The 22,759-nt window shown below is 39.2% G+C and carries 20 protein-coding genes; 16 read left to right on the forward strand and 4 right to left on the reverse strand.

From position 1 onward, the window contains the following. Position 1: 1 nt before the first annotated feature. The 11 genes from tmk (at position 2) to umoD (ending at position 9,532) form a co-directional block, all read left to right on the forward strand. Positions 2-646 carry a dTMP kinase gene (gene tmk / locus PMI_RS04250; RefSeq protein ID WP_004247091.1) on the forward strand — a complete coding sequence of 215 codons (645 nt, stop codon included), beginning with the start codon at positions 2-4 and terminating at the stop codon, positions 644-646. Continuing rightward, complete coding sequence (holB, locus tag PMI_RS04255) at positions 643-1,629, forward strand: DNA polymerase III subunit delta' (protein WP_004247825.1); 987 nt, start codon at positions 643-645, stop codon at positions 1,627-1,629. Before tmk ends, holB begins: the two co-directional genes overlap by 4 nt. Positions 1,630-1,696: 67 nt before the next feature. Then, positions 1,697-2,482, forward strand: a complete 786-nt coding sequence (locus PMI_RS04260) for a metal-dependent hydrolase (protein ID WP_004247093.1) — start codon at positions 1,697-1,699, stop codon at positions 2,480-2,482. A 64-nt stretch (positions 2,483-2,546) separates the two neighbouring features. Beyond that, a complete protein-coding gene (gene hinT, locus PMI_RS04265) occupies positions 2,547-2,897 on the forward strand; it encodes a purine nucleoside phosphoramidase (protein ID WP_004247827.1) in 351 nt (116 codons plus the stop codon). 41 nt (positions 2,898-2,938) lie between these two features. Further along, positions 2,939-3,340, forward strand: a complete 402-nt coding sequence (locus PMI_RS04270) for a YcfL family putative periplasmic lipoprotein (RefSeq protein ID WP_004247095.1) — start codon at positions 2,939-2,941, stop codon at positions 3,338-3,340. A 14-nt stretch (positions 3,341-3,354) separates the two neighbouring features. After that, positions 3,355-3,936 (forward strand): penicillin-binding protein activator LpoB, encoded by a 582-nt coding sequence (locus PMI_RS04275; RefSeq protein ID WP_004247096.1) that lies wholly within the window; start codon positions 3,355-3,357, stop codon positions 3,934-3,936. Beyond that, positions 3,929-4,840 carry a phosphotransferase gene (locus tag PMI_RS04280; protein ID WP_012367765.1) on the forward strand — a complete coding sequence of 304 codons (912 nt, stop codon included), beginning with the start codon at positions 3,929-3,931 and terminating at the stop codon, positions 4,838-4,840. The genes PMI_RS04275 and PMI_RS04280 overlap by 8 nt, the downstream gene beginning before the upstream one ends. A gap of 38 nt (positions 4,841-4,878) precedes the next feature. Continuing rightward, positions 4,879-5,898, forward strand: coding sequence for a beta-N-acetylhexosaminidase (gene nagZ / locus PMI_RS04285; RefSeq protein WP_004247099.1), 1,020 nt, complete (start codon positions 4,879-4,881; stop codon positions 5,896-5,898). Continuing rightward, entirely contained in the window at positions 5,895-6,440 is a 546-nt protein-coding gene (gene ycfP, locus PMI_RS04290) for an alpha/beta hydrolase YcfP (RefSeq protein WP_004247100.1), read from the forward strand. Before nagZ ends, ycfP begins: the two co-directional genes overlap by 4 nt. Before the next feature lie 395 nt (positions 6,441-6,835). Beyond that, a complete protein-coding gene (locus PMI_RS04295) occupies positions 6,836-8,143 on the forward strand; it encodes an NAD(P)/FAD-dependent oxidoreductase (RefSeq protein WP_004247101.1) in 1,308 nt (435 codons plus the stop codon). An 888-nt stretch (positions 8,144-9,031) separates the two neighbouring features. Continuing rightward, positions 9,032-9,532: a flagellar biogenesis regulator UmoD gene (gene umoD / locus PMI_RS04300; protein WP_004247102.1), complete on the forward strand. Its 501-nt coding sequence runs from the start codon at positions 9,032-9,034 to the stop codon at positions 9,530-9,532. Positions 9,533-9,620: 88 nt separating this feature from the next. On the opposite strand, the gene mfd is transcribed toward umoD, so the two are convergent. Then, positions 9,621-13,076 carry a transcription-repair coupling factor gene (gene mfd / locus PMI_RS04305; RefSeq protein ID WP_012367766.1) on the reverse strand — a complete coding sequence of 1,152 codons (3,456 nt, stop codon included), beginning with the start codon at positions 13,074-13,076 and terminating at the stop codon, positions 9,621-9,623. A 194-nt stretch (positions 13,077-13,270) separates the two neighbouring features. On the opposite strand from mfd, the gene lolC reads away from it, so the two are divergent. The 5 genes from lolC (at position 13,271) to pepT (ending at position 18,661) form a co-directional block, all read left to right on the forward strand. After that, on the forward strand, positions 13,271-14,473 hold the full coding sequence (gene lolC, locus PMI_RS04310; RefSeq protein ID WP_012367767.1) for a lipoprotein-releasing ABC transporter permease subunit LolC: 1,203 nt from the start codon (positions 13,271-13,273) through the stop codon (positions 14,471-14,473). Next, positions 14,466-15,170 carry a lipoprotein-releasing ABC transporter ATP-binding protein LolD gene (gene lolD / locus PMI_RS04315; protein WP_004247832.1) on the forward strand — a complete coding sequence of 235 codons (705 nt, stop codon included), beginning with the start codon at positions 14,466-14,468 and terminating at the stop codon, positions 15,168-15,170. Before lolC ends, lolD begins: the two co-directional genes overlap by 8 nt. Continuing rightward, entirely contained in the window at positions 15,170-16,417 is a 1,248-nt protein-coding gene (lolE, locus tag PMI_RS04320; protein WP_004247833.1) for a lipoprotein-releasing ABC transporter permease subunit LolE, read from the forward strand. Before lolD ends, lolE begins: the two co-directional genes overlap by 1 nt. Before the next feature lie 90 nt (positions 16,418-16,507). Continuing rightward, positions 16,508-17,365 (forward strand): Sir2 family NAD+-dependent deacetylase, encoded by an 858-nt coding sequence (gene cobB, locus PMI_RS04325; protein WP_004247834.1) that lies wholly within the window; start codon positions 16,508-16,510, stop codon positions 17,363-17,365. 51 nt (positions 17,366-17,416) lie between these two features. Then, the gene (gene pepT, locus PMI_RS04330; RefSeq protein ID WP_004247111.1) at positions 17,417-18,661 is read left to right on the forward strand and encodes a peptidase T; all 1,245 of its coding nucleotides are present in this window, start codon (positions 17,417-17,419) and stop codon (positions 18,659-18,661) included. A 580-nt stretch (positions 18,662-19,241) separates the two neighbouring features. On the opposite strand, the gene PMI_RS04340 is transcribed toward pepT, so the two are convergent. The 3 genes from PMI_RS04340 to phoP all read right to left on the reverse strand — a co-directional run bounded on the left by PMI_RS04340 (position 19,242) and on the right by phoP (position 22,697). Further along, the gene (locus PMI_RS04340; protein WP_004247112.1) at positions 19,242-20,363 is read right to left on the reverse strand and encodes a ribosomal protein uL16 3-hydroxylase; all 1,122 of its coding nucleotides are present in this window, start codon (positions 20,361-20,363) and stop codon (positions 19,242-19,244) included. A gap of 194 nt (positions 20,364-20,557) precedes the next feature. After that, positions 20,558-22,021, reverse strand: coding sequence for a two-component system sensor histidine kinase PhoQ (gene phoQ, locus PMI_RS04345; protein WP_004251833.1), 1,464 nt, complete (start codon positions 22,019-22,021; stop codon positions 20,558-20,560). A gap of 1 nt (position 22,022) precedes the next feature. Next, on the reverse strand, positions 22,023-22,697 hold the full coding sequence (phoP, locus tag PMI_RS04350) for a two-component system response regulator PhoP (protein WP_004247114.1): 675 nt from the start codon (positions 22,695-22,697) through the stop codon (positions 22,023-22,025). Positions 22,698-22,759: the final 62 nt, after the last annotated feature.

The following is a 22,759-nucleotide window of genomic DNA, read 5'->3' on the forward strand; positions in this document are numbered from 1 at the left end:
TATGAAAAACAGCAAATTTATTGTTATTGAAGGATTAGAAGGGGCTGGCAAAACCAGTGCTATTCAAACGGTTGTTGATACATTAAAACAACAAGGGATCACCGATTTGGCCTTTACGCGCGAGCCGGGGGGAACTCCGCTTGCAGAAAAATTACGGGAATTGATTAAACAAGGTATTGAAGGCGAAAAAGTTACCGATAAAGCTGAATTGCTAATGTTATATGCTGCACGAGTGCAACTGGTTGAAAATGTGATAAAACCAGCTTTAGCCCAAGGTAAGTGGGTGATAGGGGATAGACACGATCTCTCTTCACAAGCATATCAAGGTGGTGGTAGAGGAATAGACAAAGCCCTGATGAAGTCACTACGTGATACGGTATTAGCAGATTTTAAACCTGATCTTACCCTTTATCTTGATTTAGATCCGGCAGTTGGTCTAGCCAGAGCACGAGCAAGAGGTGAATTGGACAGAATAGAAAAAGAGTCTATGGACTTTTTTTACCGCACTCGTGAACGTTATCAAGCATTAGCAAAAGAAGACGCCTCGATTATTACCATTGATGCATCACAAGATATTGATAAAGTACAAGCGGATATTCGCGATGTACTCAATCAGTGGCTGACTCAGGAAAATAGCGCATTATGAATTGGTATCCTTGGTTAAATCAGGCATATCGACAACTGGTAAGTATGTACCAAGAAGGGCGTGGTCATCATGCGATTTTGTTGCATGCATCTCAAGGAATGGGGGCTGATGCACTTTCTTATGGATTAAGTCGTTGGTTAATGTGTCAGAATAAGCAGGGTTCAAAAAGCTGTAATGAGTGTCATAGTTGCCGTTTGATGTTGGCAGAAACACATCCAGATTGGCATATCTTGCAAAATGAAAAGGGAAAGTCATCAATAGGGATCGAAGCGGTTAGAAAAGTCACCGAAAAGCTTGAGCACCATGCACAACAAGGTGGCTCACGAGTGGTATGGATAAAAGAGGTTGAGGCATTAACAGAAGCGGCAGCCAATGCGTTATTAAAGACCTTAGAAGAGCCACCAGTTAATTGCTATTTTTTATTGAATTGTCAACAACCTGAAATATTGCTAGCAACACTACGTAGTCGCTGTTTCTATTACCATTTAGCACCGCCTGAGATGAATTATGCGATACATTGGCTACAACAACAGCTACCTAATATGGCTTATGCCGATGGTGTCACAGCATTAAACCTATCTCAAGGTGCGCCCGTTTTAGCGTTATCATTACTAAAACAAGAATGGCAAGAAAGAGAAGCCTTCTGCCAAGCGTTATATGTTAGCTTACAACAACGAAATTTATATGGGTTGTTAGCTCAGTTCAATCAAGATAATGCTGAACGTAAGATCTATTGGTTATTATCATTACTGTTGGATGCTTTAAAACGACAAACTCATGCTGAAGTGTATTGTGTCAACCAAGATAAGCAGCCATTAATTATGGCGTTATCACAGTTGCCTTCTGCAATGTTGTTAGCGGTGAGCGAAAGTTGGAAACAGTGTCGCCATCAATTAGTTACCATTCCAGCAATCAATAAAGAGCTATTGTTGGCAGAACAGTTACTTGATTGGGAAGCCCAGCTAGTTGCTCTAGGGAAATAATTTCCCTTTCTATTTAGCAGACAAGTAAAAGAAATAATATAAAGTTATATAACGATGAGAGTACATTATGTTTTTAGTTGATTCACACTGCCATCTTGACAGCTTAGATTATGAAAAACTGCACAAAAATATTGATGATGTTGTAGAAAAAGCACAACAACGTGATGTCAAATATATGTTAGCTGTCGCAACAACATTACCCGGCTTTAAAAATATGCGCGAACTGATCGGCAAGCGTGATAATGTGGCTTTTTCTTGTGGTATTCACCCATTAAACCTTGATGAGGGACACGATGTCGCTGAGCTTGCGCGCCTTGCAGCTGAGGCCGATGTTGTTGCATTAGGCGAAACAGGTTTAGACTACTATTATCAACAAGAAAATGCGTCACTTCAGCGTGAAATTTTCCGTGAACATATTCGCATTGGGCGCCAAGTTAATAAACCTGTTATTGTACATACGCGTAGCGCTCGTGAAGATACGCTAACTATTTTAAAAGAAGAAAAGGTTCAAGACTGTGGCGGTGTATTGCACTGTTTTACGGAAGATAAAGAAACAGCAATGGCGCTACTTGATCTTGGTATGTACATCTCTTTTTCAGGCATTGTGACATTTAGAAATGCCGAGCAAATTAGAGAAGCTGCACGTATCGTACCACTTGATCGTATTCTGGTTGAAACGGACTCACCATATTTAGCGCCAGTGCCTCATCGTGGTAAAGAGAATCAACCCGCTTATGTACGTGATGTTGCTGAGTATATGGCCGTATTAAAAGGGGTGAGCATAGAAGAGCTTGCTCAGCAAACCACCCGTAATTTTGCAACACTTTTTCAAATACCAAACCTCGCAGACTAAGTTGTTCAATAGAAATATTGGCGAGTGATGGCTAGGAATTAAAATAAATAATAAGGTGATAAAAATGGCAGAAGAGACAATTTTTAGTAAAATTATTCGTGGTGAAATTCCTGCAGATATCGTTTTTCAAGATGATACTGTCACTGCATTTCGTGATATTTCACCCCAAGCGCCTACTCATATTTTAATTATCCCCAATAAACTTATTCCAACGGTAAACGATGTTACTGCACAAGATGAACAAGTTTTAGGTCATCTATTTGTTGTGGCAGCTAAAATTGCTCAGCAAGAAGGTATTGCAGAAGAGGGATATCGTTTAGTAATGAATTGTAATAAACATGGTGGGCAAGAAGTTTTCCATATTCATATGCATCTTTTAGGTGGAAAACCATTAGGGCCATTATTAAGCAAATAATCTAATGTGATAATAGATCATCATGGCAACAAGGTAGCAGCATGATAAAACAAGCTAAAAGGGTTTATTCATTACTTATAGTATTGTTGATGACAACGTTATTGGCTGGATGTTTTGCGTCTCATTCAGACAATAAACTCTATTTTAATCGTCAACAATCTATTGTGATGGAGCCGTCGGTTTTAGCTGTAGGTATTGTGGCAGGCAAACCATTATTGACGCGTTATGAACAGGGGAGTCGCGCCACGGTGACGTTATCGAATACGCGATCTTATCCTGTCTCTATTCGTTATCGTTTTTATTGGTATAACGAGCAAGGACTGGAAATTTCTCCGGCAGGCCGCGTAAATGATGTGATGATTTTGGGCGATGGTGATACTGAGATCAGTGCTGATATACCCAATAAAACAGTGAGTTATGTCAGAGTCTATCTCTTTACTTAGGATAAGGTAGTCATATGAAAAAAATGCTATTTGTGGTGGCAGCGGTATTTTTACTGGCAGGTTGTCCATCGATGTTACCACAACAACCCCCAGCACCTGTAGAGCCTGTTACTCCCACAGAGCCAACAGAGCCACCTAAACCTATCGAGCCACCCATAGAGGTTGTACCAACACCGCCAAAAATAACCAGTATTAATTGGAACGCGGCCATTCAGCCATTAATTAGAGAGATGTCTGTCACGGATGATTTAGCAACTGGCAAATTATTAGTGGTTGATAATGTAAAAAATAATTCGGGCGGAAACATCCAAGCAGTTAATGCTACTAACACAATTATCGACTCAGTAAATAGTATTAGTGCATTACAAACAGTTCCTTATGCACAAATGATGTCAGCAAGAAAAGCATTAGGACTATCCGGTGAAGATAGCTTAGGATTGCGCAGTGCGGCAATTGGTTTAGCGCGTTATTTGCAAGCAGACTATATTTTGTTTTCTACTGTCGATGGTAAGAAAGATAATCGTGTGATCAGCATGCAATTAATGTCGGTTGCGAGCGGAGAAATACTCTGGAGCGGGCGCCATAAGGTTGAGTAAGTCTTATCAACAACAGTTATTGAGCCTATTGCGGGAATGGTTTCCCGCAATACCCTTATCACAGTGGCAAATAACCGCCTTAGCGGGATTAGGGGGCGGCACTTTTCGTTTGCAAAGTAATGGGATAGATTGGGTTGCTCGTTATTATGGCACTGAAAAAACGGCACTTTTTGTCAGGGCTAAAAAAGAGTCTTCGATTTTAAAACAGTTATTAAATACTCAGCTTGCACCAAATATTATTAAACGCCATGGTGCATGGTTTTTTTTCCAGTGGCTAGAGGGTGAGCATCTTACTCATCAGCAGTTATTTGACCCCCATCTCAAATCATTAGCTCATCAAATTGCTAAGTTACATCAGCAAAAACCTTTTGGGTTTCCTCTTGATTTGTGGCATGAACTTTCAGTCTATTGGTATCATATTGACAGAAAACGATTATCACCAAAGTGGTTACGTTTACATCACGATTTTTTACGTCAACCTCGACGTACACTCATAAAATACGCGCCAGCTCACATGGATCTTCATCCTGAGAATATTCTTCTGAGCGATTCAGGTATAAAATTTATTGATTGGGAATATGCCGCTGATATTGATACGGCAGATTCATTAATGACATTTTTTGCCGCAAATCAGTTAAACAGCGCACAACAAACAGCATTTTTACATGAGTATTGTGCATATCATCACTATACTGAATTAAATAATGATCAGCAAAATAGGCAACACCCACAACAGCAGCCGTTTTATTCGGTTAACGTATTAAAGCAGCGTATTTTATTAAGAGAACCCTTTATCTTGTATATGATGCTGATGTGGTATGAGGTTCGTTGGCAACAAACCAAAGATAACGCGTTTTTGGCTATGTCTGAACCTTTACGTCGCTATTTTAGTCTGATGAATTGAAAAGATTTTATTATTGCAATAACAAAGAGAGGAATGTTATGGGTCCTGTAATGCTTGATGTTGAAGGATATGAGCTCGATAACGAGGAGCGTGAAATTTTAAAGCATCCCCTTGTTGGTGGTTTGATCCTCTTTACCCGCAACTTCCACGACGCTGAGCAGTTAAATGAATTAGTGCGCCAAATCCGTGATGCTTCCCATGAGCGTTTAGTGATTGCCGTTGACCAAGAAGGAGGGCGAGTACAGCGCTTTCGTGATGGTTTTACTCGCTTACCTGCCGCGCAATCTTATGCTGCGCTTAATGAGCGCTATCAAGCTAGTCGCTTAGCACAAGAGGCCGGTTGGTTAATGGCATCAGAAATGATCGCAATGGATATTGATATTAGCTTTGCTCCTGTCCTAGATCTTGGTCATGACTGTATTGCTATCGGTGAGCGCTCTTTCCATGAGTGTCCAGAAATCGCTATGGATATGGCGGAAAGCTTTATTAAAGGAATGCGCTCTGCAGGTATGAAATCAACAGGTAAGCATTTTCCTGGTCATGGTGCAGTCAGAGCCGATTCCCATAAAGAAACGCCACGTGATGAGCGCTCTTTAAACGATATTCGTCAACGTGATATGGCTATCTTTAAAGATTTTATCCAACGTCAATTATTAGATGCCATTATGCCAGCTCATGTTATTTATTCTCAGATTGATGAGCGTCCAGCAAGTGGCTCTCCTTATTGGTTGAAATCAATTTTACGTGAACAACTCGGTTTCCAAGGCGTTATTTTCTCAGATGATTTATCTATGGAGGGTGCCGCTATTATGGGAAGTTATGCGCAGAGAGCACAACGTTCATTAGATGCGGGTTGTGATATGCTTTTAGTGTGTAATAACCGTAAAGGGGCGGTAAGTGTGTTAGATAACCTGTCCTTTGTCAAAGCAGAACGCATTTCGGCGTTGTACCATCACCGAGGTCGTTACACATTAAGTGAACTGCAAGCATCTGATCGTTGGAAAAAAGCGAATCAAATGCTGACCCAATTACAGGAGCAATGGCAGGAGCGCGCATGATTATATATTTACATGGCTTTGATTCCACTAGTCCGGGAAATCATGAGAAGGTATTACAGCTACAGTTTATTGATCCTGATGTCCGTTTTCTCAGTTACAGTACGTTGCATCCACGTCACGATATGCAACATCTACTCAAAGAGACGGATAAACTGATTAAATCGACAAAACAGCCGGTGCTGATTTGTGGTGTTGGATTAGGTGGCTACTGGGCAGAGCGTATCGGTTTTTTATCTAATATTCGCCAAGTAATGATTAACCCCAATCTTTTTCCATATGAAAATATGACTGATAAGATTGATAGACCTGAAGAGTATTTAGATATTGCCACTAAGTGTATTCAAGATTTTCGCTCTAAAAATAGAGACAATGCATTAGTGATTTTATCCCGTCATGATGAGATTTTAGATAACCAGCGTTCTGCTGATGAGTTATCACCTTATTATTCGATTATTTGGGATGAAACGCAGACACATAAGTTCAAAAGCTTGTCAGAACATCTTTTTAAAATTAAAGCATTTAATAGCAAAATCCCCGCTTAAAATTGGCTTATGTAAGATGGACAGAGTGCATTTTGTCCATCTTTTTTTGATTTATATTTTTTCTTTTTTTTATTATTTTTAGCCCCTCTCATATTCCGACTGAATTATTCACTTATATCCTCTATCTAATTGATAGTTATGGTAAAAAATAGCTATATGTCAATAAGATGTTCTATTGGCGAATGAAAAACAACCTAAATGACTCGATTCATCAAAAAACAGGTATGAAAATTCAAATTTTTTTGATATAAATCAACTTTGGTATGACCATATTGCCAATGAGCTTTGGCTATTATCAAAATCATTGACTGAAACGTTTTAACTGTCGTTATTTAAGTGGATTTAACCAAGATGACTTAAATAACAACAGTAAATATCTTTAGGAGTGACGTTATATGTCATTAACAAAAATTGTTATAGTCGGTGGTGGAGCTGGTGGATTAGAACTAGCGACTAAATTGGGTGATAAGTTAGGGCGCAAAAAAAAAGCAGAAATTACCCTTGTTGATAGAAATAATAGTCACTTATGGAAACCTCTGTTACATGAAGTTGCCACAGGCTCGTTAGATGATGGTGTTGATGCATTAAGTTATCTCGCTCATGGTTATAACCATCACTTTAATTTTCAATTAGGCACTTTAACAGGGCTTGATCGCCAACATAAAAATATCACTTTGGCTGCTATTTATGATGAAAATCAAGAGCTATTAGTTCCAGAGCGTCAACTCGATTATGATATTTTAGTCATGGCCTTAGGCAGTAAATCTAATGATTTTGGCACCCCAGGGATCAAAGAGCACTGCATCTTTTTAGATAGCCCACAGCAAGCACACCGTTTTCATAATGAAATGCTCAATTTATTTTTAAAATATTCAGCAGACTCCAACGCAGAAGCTGAAAATCGTAAAGTAAATATTGCGATTGTGGGTGGTGGTGCAACTGGAGTGGAATTATCTGCCGAATTACACAATGCTGTTCGCCAACTCAATAGTTATGGTTTAAAAAAATTAGCGCCATCAGCCCTTAATATCACGCTTGTTGAGGCGGGTGAGCGAATATTACCTGCATTACCCGTGCGTATTTCAAGTGCAGCACATCAAGAGCTGACTAAGTTGGGTGTGCGCGTGATGACGAAAACCATGGTAACAAGCGCCGATGAAAAAGGGTTAAATACCAAAGATGGCGAGCATATTGATGCTGATCTGATGGTTTGGGCTGCGGGGATCAAAGCCCCAGACTTTATGAAAGATATCGCTGGATTAGAAACCAATCGTATTAACCAATTAGTCGTTAAGCCGACATTACAAACAACATTAGATGATGCGATTTTTGCGATTGGTGATTGTGCATCCTGTCCGCGAAAAGAGGGAGGTTTTGTTCCGCCAAGGGCACAATCCGCTCATCAAATGGCAAGCCGTTGTTATAGCAATATTTTAGCCATGTTAAAGGGTAAAACGTTAAAAGAATATGTGTTTAAAGATCATGGCTCGTTAGTTTCGCTCTCTAAATTTAGTACGGTAGGGAGTTTGATGGGCAACTTAATGAAAGGCGATATGATGATAGAAGGGCGTATTGCACGTATCGTTTATATTTCTTTATACCGTATGCACCAAATCGCGTTACATGGTTATCTTAAAACGGGTTTGATGATGTTAGTTGGATCAATCAATCGTGTGATTAGACCAAAACTAAAACTTCATTAGTGAATAATGGTTTATTTTTCTAACTTTTGTTTCTTTTAGCAAACAAAAGTTTATTTTAACCCCCCGCAGTATTTATATTGTCGGGGGTTTTATCTATCTAAAGAGTAGTAATAATTGTGAACAGTCAAAATAAGAATCTCTGAATTAGATGATTAATTCAGTAGAAAATATTTATGTGGATATCGAATTAATTTTTTAATAATATTAAGCTTCAATTTCAAATAACTTTATGAAAAATATAGTGTTATTTCTATAAATTTAATTATTTATATATAAAAATAATCTTCAATAGAATAGGGGTTTTTCATAAATTAAGATTTTTCTTAAATAGAAATAGGCGCTTTTAAGAATTTATTTAGGTCATAAAATGTTATGGTATTTAAAGATACATATTAAAACTTATAAATAATATATGTGAATAAAAAACATGTATTTAATCTATTATTTTTATTATCTTTATGTACAAACCAATCTGTTACGCATAGTGAAAAGCAAATCGGCTATGTAAAGGTTAATGAAGAAGTTTCTTAAAAGAGATTACATTTGTTAACTTGATGTTATCATTACGCTATATTTATAAATATGTAAATGAAATTAGATTTCATTGATGAGATAAGAAATATTTAAGTTCATTCTTAATTTTTTTGAAAATAATTAGAAAATAGCGCGTATTTAATTAACTGATTAAAACAATAATTAGTGGTGTATTTACCATGTTATAAGTACATAGTTTACTTATGATGTTAATCAGCAAGGACGTAATAATATATTTTTTCATATAAGCTTATTCATTCAACATATTGAATTACAACGTGGTGATAAAAGAGTGAAATCCGCTTATAACAAAAAAATAGTAAAATAGGGATAAACGCATAAAAAGGGGAAAAAGTGAGTGTTGATAGCAAAAAGTTCACACTAATAGGACTAATCCTTGTATTAGCTATTCTTTTATTTGTCGCTTGGAAGTGGATATTTCCACGGCCACAATTTGCCCATGTGGTTTCAGCAACACCGATTAAATCAACCGTTTTTGTGACAGAAGAGTATTGCCATCGTATTGGACTGCCTACACAATTTACACCAGAAAAATTATCGCGTTTTCATCCCGCAGAGCAAGAGTGCCGTGTTTTCTATATGATAGAAGCGCTAAACAATAAAAGTATTGCTCACTTCCCTTATGCTCAATTTAGAGAATGTATTCCCATTTACCGCCAAGAAAGGCGAGTTATCGGTTATGATGTGCTTTACACAATTGATGGTACACCGGGTAAAGTGAGAACGACATTTAAACCGGGCGATATCATCGCGCTAGATAGCGATGGCCGACTTGTTTTGGAGCAAGAGCCATATTGTTCTATGAATGAAAATATTCCTTGCCGTAAAGAGTAACGGTTTTCTTTTTAGCATTAACGCTGATAACTGATAAGATAAAAAAGGCCTAATATTTATTATGTTAGGCCTTTTTGCATTTTATTATCTAAACAGACAATGCGTTTATTTTGTGTTCACTAAAAGCGGTGAGCATATCGTCGATAAAAGTGAGTCGTTTTTCTCGATCGGTTAGGCTTATCATAAATTTCAATTTGGTAGGGCCATCTAAACGGAAGACGCTCGGTTGCTCTTGCAATAAACCGATTAAATAAGTCGGGTCGACATTATTTTTTTCACCAAACTCAATAAAGCCACCTTTGTCATGGGCTTCAATGCGAGATATACCTAAACTCATGGCGCTTAATCGAATAGCCGCATTACGTAATAAGTTGCGTCCTGCATCAGGTAAGGTGCCGAATCTATCAATAAGCTCTGCCCTTAGATCATTAAGTTCATTTAAGTCTTTGGCACTGGCAATACGTTTATAGAAAGAGAGTCTTACATTGACATCAGGAATATAGTCATCGGGCAATAGCACCGGCATTCTTAATTCAATTTCGGTTTGCTGATTGGTCAGATCTTCTAATGATGGCTCTCGACCCTCTTTTAATGCTTCAACTGCACTTTCTAGTAACTCCATATATAAAGAGAAGCCAACGGTATTCATTTGACCGCTTTGCTCTTCACCTAATAACTCTCCCGCACCACGAATTTCTAGATCATGTGTGGCTAAAGCAAAACCTGCGCCGAGATCTTCTAGGGAGGCAATCGCTTCTAAGCGTTTATGGGCATCTTTAGTCATTGCTTTGGGATGAGGGGTTAATAGATAAGCATAGGCTTGATGGTGAGAGCGACCAACGCGTCCACGTAATTGGTGTAGCTGCGCTAAACCAAAGTGATCAGCACGTTCAATAATAATGGTATTGGCACTCGGAATATCAATACCCGTTTCTATAATGGTGGTGCAGAGCAATACATTAAATCGTTGATGGTGAAAATCGTTCATCACACGTTCAAGCTCACGTTCACGCATTTGCCCATGGCCAATACCAATACGAGCTTCAGGTACTAACTGTGCTAGCCTATCACGCGCTTTCTCTATATTTTCAACATCGTTATATAAATAGTACACTTGCCCGCCACGTAATGTTTCACGCAAGATAGCCTCTCTAACAACCAGATCATCATATTCGCGGACAAATGTTTTAACGGATAAACGGCGAGCGGGTGGGGTGGCAATAATTGACAGATCACGCATACCACTCATCGCCATATTTAGCGTACGAGGAATAGGGGTGGCCGTTAAGGTTAATATATCGACATTGGCACGCATTGCTTTAATACGCTCTTTATGACGTACACCGAAGCGATGCTCCTCATCAACAATTAATAACCCTAAGTCTTTCCATTGAATGCCCGGTTGTAATAATTTATGTGTACCAATAACGATATCAATGGTGCCTTCTGCTAATTTTTCGGTGATCTGCTGTTGCTCTTTGGCACTACGAAAACGTGAGATCATCTCAATATTGACCGGCCAATTAGCAAAGCGATCACGAAAGTTTTCAAAGTGTTGTTGAGCCAGTAGGGTAGTAGGCACCAAAATAGCCACTTGCTTATTGTTGCTTATTGCAAGAAATGCCGCACGCATAGCAACTTCTGTCTTACCAAAACCAACATCACCACATACTAGCCTATCCATGGCAATGGCTTGGCACATATCACTTAATACGGCATTAATTGCCATCTCTTGATCGGGTGTGGTTTCAAAAGGGAAGCTTTGGCGGAAAGTGTGATATTGTTCTTTATCTAATTTAAACGCAAAACCAGATTTTACGGCTCGTTGAGCGTAGACATCTAATAATTCCGCCGCCACATCCCGCACTTTTTCGGCTGCTTTTTGGCGTGCACGAGTCCAAGCATCACCCCCTAATTTATGAAGAGGCGCATTTTCATCCGCCCCACCAGAGTAGCGACTGATCAAATGCAGTGACGAAACAGGAACATAGAGTTTGTCATCTCCCGCATACGAGAGGATCAAGTACTCTGCTTTTACGCCACCCGCTTCTAAGGTGGTCATACCTTGATAACGACCCACCCCATGCTGAAGATGGACAACAGGTTGTCCGGGACTTAATTCTGCCAGATTGCGGATCAATGTATCGGTATTGATGGTGCGACGATTATCTTGACGGCGACGGTGGACTCGCTCACCTAACATATCACTTTCGCAGATCAGCGCTAACTGACGATAATTGTCAATAAAGCCATGCTCTGCAGAGCCAATAATAAAATAACACCCTTTCTCTTTAGCATCCGCTAATTCAATAATTTGTTTGGGGGCAATTTTAATTCTAGATAAGAGATCTTGAACGGTTTCCCGCCGGCCTTCACTTTCAACCGAAAAAACAATACTGCCAGAAAATTGCTCTTGGAAACGGCGTAGATTATCAAGCGGTGATTTACTTTGTGCATTGACTGATAAATCAGGCAGTGGTTGATAACCTAAATTGGTATAACCCGCTTTTTCCGGCAGTGCTTGCGTTTTAAGTTGAATACGTGGCCACTGTTTTAACTGTTGATTGAGCGTTTCGACATTAAGCCAAATATCATCTGGTGGCAGTAATGGCCGCATGGGATCAACACGACGGCTTTCATAACGTTGGTTGATATCTTGCCAAAATTTATCAGCGCAATCTTGCAGATCTTGCGTCACAATTAAGGTGTTTTGTGGGAAATAAGCAAATAAATTGGATAATGGCTGACTAAAAAAGAGCGGTTGCCAGTATTCAATCCCTGCGGGTAATACTTGCTTACTTACTTGTTGATAGATATGTTCAGGATCACGTCTTACTTCAAAACGTTCACGCCATTGGCTACGAAAGAGTTCAATCGCATTAGGATCAGTTGGAAACTCATGAGCCGGTAATAGTTTGATCTGCTCGACTTCTGTTAAGGTGCGTTGCGTATCAACATCAAAAGTTCTTAGGCTATCTATCTCATCATCAAAAAAGTCAATTCGATAAGGAAATTCACTGCCCATCGGGAATAGGTCAAGTAATGCGCCGCGTGTTGCATACTCGCCATGTTCTAACACTTGTTCTACATGACGATAACCCGCCTCATCAAATGTTTTGCGTAAATTGTCGCGAGAAAGTTGCTCTCCTTTACTCATTATTAATGCATGACTTGCGAGATAATCTGTTGGGCAGACTTTTTGCATTAACGTATTGACGGGTAAGATTAAAATTCCCTTGAGAAGTGATGGAATACGGTATAGCGTAGAAAGGCGGTTAGAGATTATTTCTTGATGGGGAGAAAAACTGTCGTAAGGCAATGTTTCCCAATCAGATAATGTCTCTACAGGATAATCACAAAACTGACGGATTTCATCTTGTAAACGCAGTGCATTTTGCATATCACGAGTGACAAGAACGACTAATCCAGCATGACGTTTGATGATTTCTGCACATTCTAGGGCGCAAGCGGCACCTGTCAGCTGACCCAGCTGGCGAGTATCCCCTTGTTTTACAGGAAGTTGATAACGATATTCTGAGGACATAAGCGTGTAATGTGAACTCTTGGTTGTAGTTAACTCCCAACACATCTTTAGCGACATCGCCAAAGCTTAAACTGGCGGGCAGGTTAAGATAAAAGAAAAAACCACAGTTTGGGAATAGAGTGGTTCCATTCAGTAAGACTACCCTTTATTATCCCTGAACACTTAGCATTAGCAACAGGAACAGCACAGTTTTCATGTACAATTCTGTCTCATTTTTTATAGGGCTCCGTTATATGCGGGGTCGCGCAGTCGACAAATTTGGTCGATTCGTCTCATGGCTATCCGCTTTAGGGATTATGCTGGGTGTTGCGGCATTGATCACAGTGACTTCTGTGATGAATGGCTTTGAACGCTCATTACAAAACAGCATTTTGGCCTATATTCCACAAGCTGTTATCACAACACCCAATGGGCAGCTACCCAAACAAGATAGTACTGCACAAATGTTATTAAAACGAGAAGATGTTATCAATGTCGTTCCTTTAGTTGAAGGGGATGTGGTATTACAAAGTAAAGATAATATCGGTGTTGGCGTGATGTTAGGGATTGATAAAGCACAAGATGAACCCCTAACACAGTTTATTCGCTATGGCGATTTCTCGTTATTAAAACCGGGAGAATATGGTGTGATCCTCGGTAGTGGTTTAGCTAAACAGCTAAAAACCAAAGAAGGGGATAGCATTCGCCTTATTGTTCCCGGCGTAAGCCAACTCACCCCAATGGGCCGAGTGCCTAGCCAACGACTGTTTACTGTCAAAGGTATTTTCCAAAGTGGTGGTGATGCTGATGCTTCTCAACTTCTGGTCAATCAACAAGATGCGGCGCGTTTGATGCGCTATCAACCCGGCAATATTACCGGATGGCGTCTATTCTTCTCAACCCCCCTTAATATTGAAAAATACAGTGCTGAACCTTTGCCAGCAGGTTTAAGTTGGAAAGATTGGCGTGAACGAAAGGGCGAATTTTTCCAAGCAGTGAAAATGGAAAAAAATATGATGGGCTTATTATTAAGCCTAATTATTGCGGTCGCCGCGTTTAATATTATTACTTCGCTTTCATTACTGGTGATGGAAAAACAAGGTGAAGTGGCAATATTACAAACCATGGGCTTAAAGCGTTCACAGATAATGTCTATTTTTATGCTACAAGGAGCAGGTGCCGGTATTTTAGGTGCTATTGCCGGAGGTTTGTTAGGGGCGTTACTATCAAGCCAACTAAATGTGATTATGCCTGCGGTAGGGCTTATTCCTCATGGGGTAGAATTACCCGCGACTTTAGAGTGGAGCCGAGTCTTTATGATTGGTTTTGCCGCTATTGTGATTTCACTATTATCGACTTTATACCCGTCTTGGCGGGCCGCAACTATTCAGCCAGCAGAGGCGCTACGTTATGAGTAATACCCCTTTATTACAATGTCATGCACTTTGTAAGCAGTATCAAGATGGTGCTATTTCAACACAAGTCTTAAAATCCGTCTCTTTCGCGATCAATCAAGGTGATTTTATGGCGATTGTCGGCAGCTCAGGTTCAGGTAAAAGTACCCTATTACATTTATTGGGTGGTTTAGATTCTCCAACCTCAGGTGAAGTGATATTTAAAGGGCAATCGCTCAATAAATTAACTTCAACGGCAAAAGCGGATTTACGTAATACTCAATTGGGTTTTATCTACCAATTCCACCATTTATTACCTGATTTTACTGCATTAGAAAATGTTGCAATGCCTCTAATGATTGGTGGAATGAGTGCAGTAAAGGCCAAACAGAAAGCGATGTCTTTACTTGATGCCGTAGGATTAACTGCTCGTGCACATCATCGTCCTTCTGAGTTATCTGGGGGAGAAAGACAACGTGTTGCTATTGCTAGAGCCTTAGTAAACGATCCGGCGTTAGTTTTAGCCGATGAGCCGACAGGTAATCTTGACCAAAAAAATGCGGAAGGTATTTTCGAATTACTCATGAAATTAAATAAAGAAAAGAAAACTGCCTTTTTGGTTGTTACTCATGATTTATCTCTCGCGGCACGCTTTCAACGTCAACTTGAAATGAAAGATGGTCAATTAGAGTCTCAAGAAGCGATTTCAGGAGTGGAATAATGGCGCAGTTGCCACTTGCTTTAGTTACCGCATTACGTTTTTCAAAAGGACGAAAACGTGCTGGTATGGTGTCATTAATTTCGATTATCTCAACGCTGGGCATTATGTTGGGTGTAGCGGTATTGATTATCGGATTAAGTGCCATGAACGGTTTTGAACGTGAATTAAAAAACCGCATTCTTTCTGTGGTTCCCCATGGACAAATTTATTCGGTAGAACAACCCTTTATATCTTGGCAACCGGCACTATCGCGGATTGAAAATACTGAGGGTGTTGTTGCTGCTGCCCCCTATATTTTATTAACCGGATTACTTGAAAAAGGAACCGAATTAAAAGCGGTACAAGTGATGGGGGTTGAACCGAATAAACAAAGTGATATCAGTTTATTACCGAGCTATGTGCAAAATAATGCATGGCAACATTTTCAAGCGGGTCAACAGCAAATCATTATTGGCCAAGGTGTTGCCGATGCCTTAAAAATCAAACAAGGTGATTGGTTAACTATTCTGATCCCTAACAATGATGATCCGAAAAAGCTATTACAACCTAAACGCATTCGTTTACAAGTCAGTGGTATATTTAAACTCAGTGGTATGCTCGATCACCAATTAGCGTTAATTCCATTGGCAGATGCGCAACAGTATCTTGATTACGGCAAAGGAATTACGGGTATTGAAGTGAAAACAAGCGATCCATTTCTAGCTAATGAAATTATTCATAATGCAGGCTTAAATAGCCAAGCCTATGTTTATGCTAAAAGCTGGATCAGCGATTATGGTTATATGTATAGCGATATTCAGATGATCCGCAGCATTATGTATCTCTCAATGATTTTAGTGATTGGGGTTGCTTGTTTTAATATTGTCTCGACGCTGATTATGGCGGTAAGAGATAAGAGCGGAGATATTGCTATTTTACGAACGTTAGGTGCAAGGGATAGCCATATTCGCAATATTTTCTTATGGTACGGACTGTTGTCAGGCATGATCGGATGCGTGGCCGGTGTTATTATGGGGGTAGTTGTCTCACTAAATTTAACCCCTATTGTCTCGGTAATTGAATCCATGACAGGGCATAGTGTGTTATCAGGAGATGTCTATTTTGTCGATTTCTTACCTTCAGAAATACATGCAATTGATGTTTTCTCCGTATTTTTGACGACGGTTATTTTGAGTTTGATTGCCAGTTGGTATCCTGCTCGTCGAGCAACTAAACTCGATCCTGCTAGAATTTTAAGTGGACAGTAAGTTTATTGACATAAAATGGATATAAACGGAAATAAGACAGTAAAGTTATCAATTTTTATTGATTGTTAAATATAAAAACCAAGGATTGCCATGATGAAACTTAAACTTCGTCATCGTCGGCTTAGGAAGTTTCGTAAGATAAAAAGTTTACGTAGACAACACTCACGTTGTCGTTATTTTCATTTAACCCATAAAACGGAACATGAAATGAATTTACCCAAAGTAGTGGTGCTAACCGGGGCGGGCATTTCGGCTGAATCAGGTATAAAAACCTTTCGATCAGAAGATGGATTGTGGGAAGAGCATCGCGTTGAAGATGTGGCAACGCCAGAGGGATATCACCGCAACCCTAAGCTGGTTCAGCAGTTTTACAATGAGCGCCGTCGTCAATTACAACAACCCTCAATTCAACCTAATGAAGCACATTATGCATTAGCAAAACTTGAGCAATATCTTGGAAAGGACAATTTCCTGCTGGTCACGCAGAATATTGATAACTTACATGAAAAAGCAGGGAGTAAACATATTCTCCATATGCATGGTGAGTTATTGAAAGTCCGCTGTCCGCAATCAGGTCAAGTTTTTGAATGGAAAGGGGATTTATCAACGACAGATTATTGCCATTGTTGCCAATTTCCCTCTCCTCTACGTCCACATATTGTTTGGTTTGGCGAAATGCCAATCGGCATGGATGAAATTTATCACGCTTTAGCACAGGCAGATCTCTTTATCGCTATTGGCACTTCGGGGAATGTCTATCCTGCTGCTGGGTTTGTCCATGAAGCACGGTTAACAGGGGCTCACACGGTTGAGCTTAACCTTGAACCTAGCTTAGTGGAGAGTGAGTTTGAAGAAAAACATTATGGCCCCGCAAGCCAAGTGGTTGATGCATATGTCCATAAATTGTTTGATTTAATTAATGATCCTAAAGCTGATTTGACGCAATAATTATTTTATAGAGTTCCCTATTATTGTTATTAGAGAGATTTAGGGGGCAAAATGGATAAATTATTAGAACGGTTTTTTGAATACATTAGTTTTGATACACAATCGAAACCATCATCGAAAATGTCACCAAGTAGCGATGGTCAGCTAAAATTAGCGAAGGCACTGGTACAAGAATTAAAAAAACTGGGTTTTTCTGATGTGACACTCAGTGATAAAGGATGCGTTATGGCGAGTTTGCCCTCTAACGTATCTTGGCCTGTACCTGTTATTGGCTTTATTTCCCATCTTGATACTTCACCTGATTTTTCAGGTAAACATGTAAAACCTCAAGTGCTTGAAGATTACCGTGGTGGTGATATCGCGCTAGGTATTGGTGATGAAGTATTATCACCGGTTATGTTTCCAATTTTACACTCAATGATTGGTAAAACATTAATTACAACGGATGGTAAAACTCTATTAGGTGCTGATGATAAAGCCGGTATCGCAGAGATAGTCACTGCGATGGTACGTTTAAAAGCACAAAATCGACCTCATGGTGATATCCGTATTGCATTTACGCCGGATGAAGAGATAGGGCGTGGTGCACATTATGTCGACCTAAAAGCATTTGGTGCTAACTGGGCATATACCGTTGATGGTGGTGGTGTGGGCGAATTGGAATATGAAAATTTCAATGCCGCTTCTGTGAGTATTAAAATCGTTGGTAATAATGTTCATCCCGGTAGTGCCAAAGGCGTGATGGTAAATGCGTTAGGACTCGCTTCGCGTATTCACCAAGAATTACCTGTTGAAGAGACCCCTGAAAACACAGAAGGCTATGAAGGTTTTTATCACCTACAAAGTATTAAAGGTACGGTGGAAAGAGCCGAAATGCACTATATTATTCGTGATTTTGATCGCAATCAGTTTGAAAAGCGTAAACAAAACATGATCACGATTGCTGAAAAAGTAGGTAAAGGTCTACATCCTGATTGCTATATTGAACTAACTATTGATGATAGCTACTACAATATGCATGATAAAGTGGTTCAGTATCCACATGTTATTGATATTGCAAAACAAGCAATGATTGATTGTGATATTGAACCTGATATTAAGCCTATTCGTGGTGGTACAGACGGTGCTCAACTCTCTTACCGCGGATTACCTTGCCCAAATATCTTCACGGGTGGGTATAATTTTCATGGCAAACATGAATTTATCTCTTTAGAAGGTATGGAAGCCGCAGTAAGTGTTATTATGCGAATTGCTGAAATTACTGCCGAAAGAGAAAAAGCAAAAGTTATTTGTTAATAGAGCAGTTATGTAAAATAATTGCCCCATAATAGCCGACAATCTCGGCTATTATTTTATCTTTGTCTTTTAAATATAGGTTTGTTTTCATATAATTTAAAATTAAACTTTAAAAATAAGTTTGTTTTTTATAAGTTATTGGCCGATTATTTCAAATAATATTCTTTATAATCTAAATAAAATGATATAAGGATATTTGCGTAATGGCTGTACTCTCCAAAATAATAATAAAACAAACAAGATCAGAATGTCTGTGTAAAAAAATACCGATAACCAGTGATAATACTTTTAGTAAACAAGAGTATAAAGCATCGTTTATTATCGTTTTCAGCTATTTTTTAATTACCCATCTTATTATATTTTCTTTATATTTATCAAATGATAAGCATACCTGGTTACTTTTAGGGCTACAGAGTGCGTTCTTTATCATTTTGCCATGGTTATTTTATGGCACAAGAACGTTACTAAAAGAGGCAATATATTATTTAATAAGATAACAGTTACTGTTTATTAACATAGTTAAAATAACACCCAGCTATAATTAGCTGGGTGTGTTTGTATAAAAATAGTTTATTTATACTTAATCTTCAAAATACCAATAGCCTTGGTTAACAAGATGCGTCAATAAGCGTATAAATTTTGGATCTGCTAAAGCATCACCTAAATGTTGTTTATCAATACAATCATATTGGCAAAGGGCATCTGCAGCTTCAATATGATGAGTATCCATTAATTCACCATTAACAAAGCAACTATCACCAACACGCAGTGCGCGAATACCGTTTAAACGATGAAGTTGTTCACCTTGTTGCAGTAAATCGTGGATCTCAGCATTTTCATATAAAGGTTCAGGAATGGCCAAGTCAAGTTCATGGCGAGATTGAGAAATAAACTCCCCAAACCAATGACGGAATACTTCGGGTTGGGCAAGTAAGTCTTCCATCATATCATGCAACTTATTTAATTCTTGATGCTGGACTAATGCCGGATTATCTCGAGGAGTAAGATCAGGATCACTGTAACGGTAGCTTCCTAAGTCATTTGCTAAAACATAGTCAGCAAAACCGCTAAATAGCTCTCGTGCATTAGGTGCTCTAAAGCCAACAGAATAGTTTAGTGATTCTTCAATGGCATAACCTTCATGAGGAAATCCAGGTGGAATATACAGAATATCACCCGGCTCTAATTCTTCATCGATAATGGCATCAAAAGGATCAACTTGAAGTAAATCCGGGTGAGGGCAGTGCTGTTTCATTGGGATTTTCTCACCCACACGCCAACGACGACGACCTTGCCCTTGAATAATAAATACGTCATATTGATCAAGATGAGGGCCCACACCGCCTCCGGGAACAGAGTAAGAGATCATCAAATCATCAATACGCCAATCGGGCAACACACGAAAAGGTTTCATCAATGCCGCACTTGGAAAATGCCAGTGATCGACCGCTTGAACTAATAACGACCAATCTTTATCGCCCAAACCTTCAAAGTGCTCAAAAGGCCCATGTTTAACTCCCCACTGCCCATCTTGACAACTCACAAGACGGCTATCCACTTCATCTTCCATTGCAAGACCCGCAAGTTCATCAGGAGATAAAGGATCAATAAAACCAGAGAAGCCGTTTTTGATTAATAAAGGACGTTTTTGCCAATGGCTTTCTAAAAATGATTGCCAATCTAAATTAAGTTTATAGTCCATTGTGTATTTCCTGAATTTGGGAAGCCTAAAAATATCATATAATGAATTACAACTTCCTGCTAAACATTCCTTGGTGCAATGTGAGTAATAACGAGTAATATACTGACAACTGCGTAGTTATCATACATCTCGCAATCTTATTGTGATAAGACCTAAATTGAATCAGCAATAATATAAGTTGATAGAGAAGAGCGTTACTCTATTTCAGTAGTGAGTTGTTGCTCAGCAAAGGTGACGATGAGTCTCGCCCCCCCTAATGGACTATCGGTAATGGTGATATCACCGTTATACTGCTCAATAATATCAACAGCAATTGATAATCCTAAGCCTTGTCCTGGGCGCAATGTATCTGCACGTGTACCACGCTGAAAAATAAGCTCCCTTTTTTCTGGGCTGACTCCTGGGCCATCATCATCTACGGTGATAATCACACAATTGTCATCATGACTTACATTGATCTCGACAAACTCTAAACAGTACTTACAAGCATTATCAAGTACATTTCCCATGACTTCCATAAAATCATTCTTTTCACCTAACCACATCATTTCAGGGGAAACATTTAATGTTATATCAACGCCTTTGGATTGATAGACCTTATTAAGTGCACTACAAAGATTGTCAAGTAAGCCTGATAAAGAGTGGAGCTTACGTGTTGTTATATCGTGATCGCCGTGAAGAGAAGCTCGATGTAAATAATAACCAACTTGCTGTGAAATTCGTTCAATTTGACTTTGCATAATTGGCTCAGCTTGTTCTATAGACATTTGTTTGCCAGCACGTAGAGCACGTAATGTTGATTGTAAAACAGCAAGGGGGGTTTTTAAGCTATGGGTCAGATCAGATAAACTGGTACGGTATTTACTATAACGGTTGCGTTCATTACGCAATAAAATGTTGAGATTATAAACTAATCCTTTGAGCTCTTTAGGAGGATTTTCATCTAAATTATCGCGAGTGCCTTTTTCCAACGCGCTGATCTGCTCAATAATGGATTTAATCGGCCTTAAACTCCAATGGGCTGCTAACCAAATTAATGGGATCACCAAAAGAAAATTAGCTAGTAATATATAGAGAAACCAATCCCAGACTCTACTTACATTTTGCAGACTTTGAGGAATAGGATCGATAACCGCAATGGATAGATAAGGCATATTATCCGCCGCAGGATAGTGATTAATAACCACGGAATGCGTTAAGGTATCATTACTTGAATATTCGTTGAGTTTTTTTAGATAGGCTCGATATTGAGGCAGTTGCTGTAACATAAAACGTGTCGTTTTAACATTCACACTAATTTCAAATAAGCCTTCTTTATTGCGCCATTTTGGCGCGATACTGTTTGGGATCACCTGAGGTAAATCCGTTGGCGTCCATAGCACATTGCCTTTCTCGTCGAAAATAACCACCAGCGATGTGTTGTTGTTATTGAGGTTAGTCGGAAATTCAATCTGCAATTGCCCATCTTTCCATTGCGCTAAGCTATAGTAGAGATTACTTTGGCTACGCATTAGCATAAAAGTCGTTTTATCAAAACTGACAATAGAACCGACTATGGCAACCAAACCATAAGAGAGTGTCAGTGCTAAAATAATGGCGCTGGTGGCAAGTAAAAATCTTGTTCGTAAAGAGAAGGGCGAACGTTGTTTTTTATGCATATTAAGCTTTCATATCAAAACGATAACCTTGTCCACGTACAGTTACAATGACATCATTATCATATTTTTGGAGAATTTTTTTGCGCAGACGCCCCATAAGAACATCAATGGTATGACTTTCTCGCTGCTCTGCATCAGGATAAAGTTGGCGCATTAGCACATCTTTGCTCACCACTTTGTTTTGATTACGCATTAATGTTTCTAAAATAGTATATTCGAATGCAGTGAGCTTGATTTGCTCACCTAAGATCATGAACTCTTTACGTGATAAATCCAACTCAAAAGGGGCAATAGTCAGTATTTGTGATGCAATGCCCATGTTTCTTCGCATTAATGCCTGAACGCGTGCCACGATCTCTTCAAAATGAAAAGGCTTTGTCACATAATCATCAGCACCGGCATTTAATGCGGTCACTTTTTCCTGCCAGCTTTCTCGAGCCGTTAATACCATAATGGGAATAGTAATATTATTTTCCCGCCATCGACGAATAAGGCTGATACCATCTTCATCAGGAAGACCTAAATCAACAATGGCGACATCAGGTGTACTTTCTGCGATAAAGTGATCGGCTTCTTTCGCATCCTGTGCTGCATCAACTTGATGTCCTGCATCGCGAAACTGCACAGATAAATGATGGCGAAGTAAGATATTATCTTCAATAATTAAGATCCGCATATTCCACCTTGTGTACATCAGTAAAAATCAGTTGCTATAAGAGAAATTAAGATAATGATAGT

This window comes from Proteus mirabilis HI4320 (assembly GCF_000069965.1).
GTDB lineage: Bacteria > Pseudomonadota > Gammaproteobacteria > Enterobacterales > Enterobacteriaceae > Proteus > Proteus mirabilis.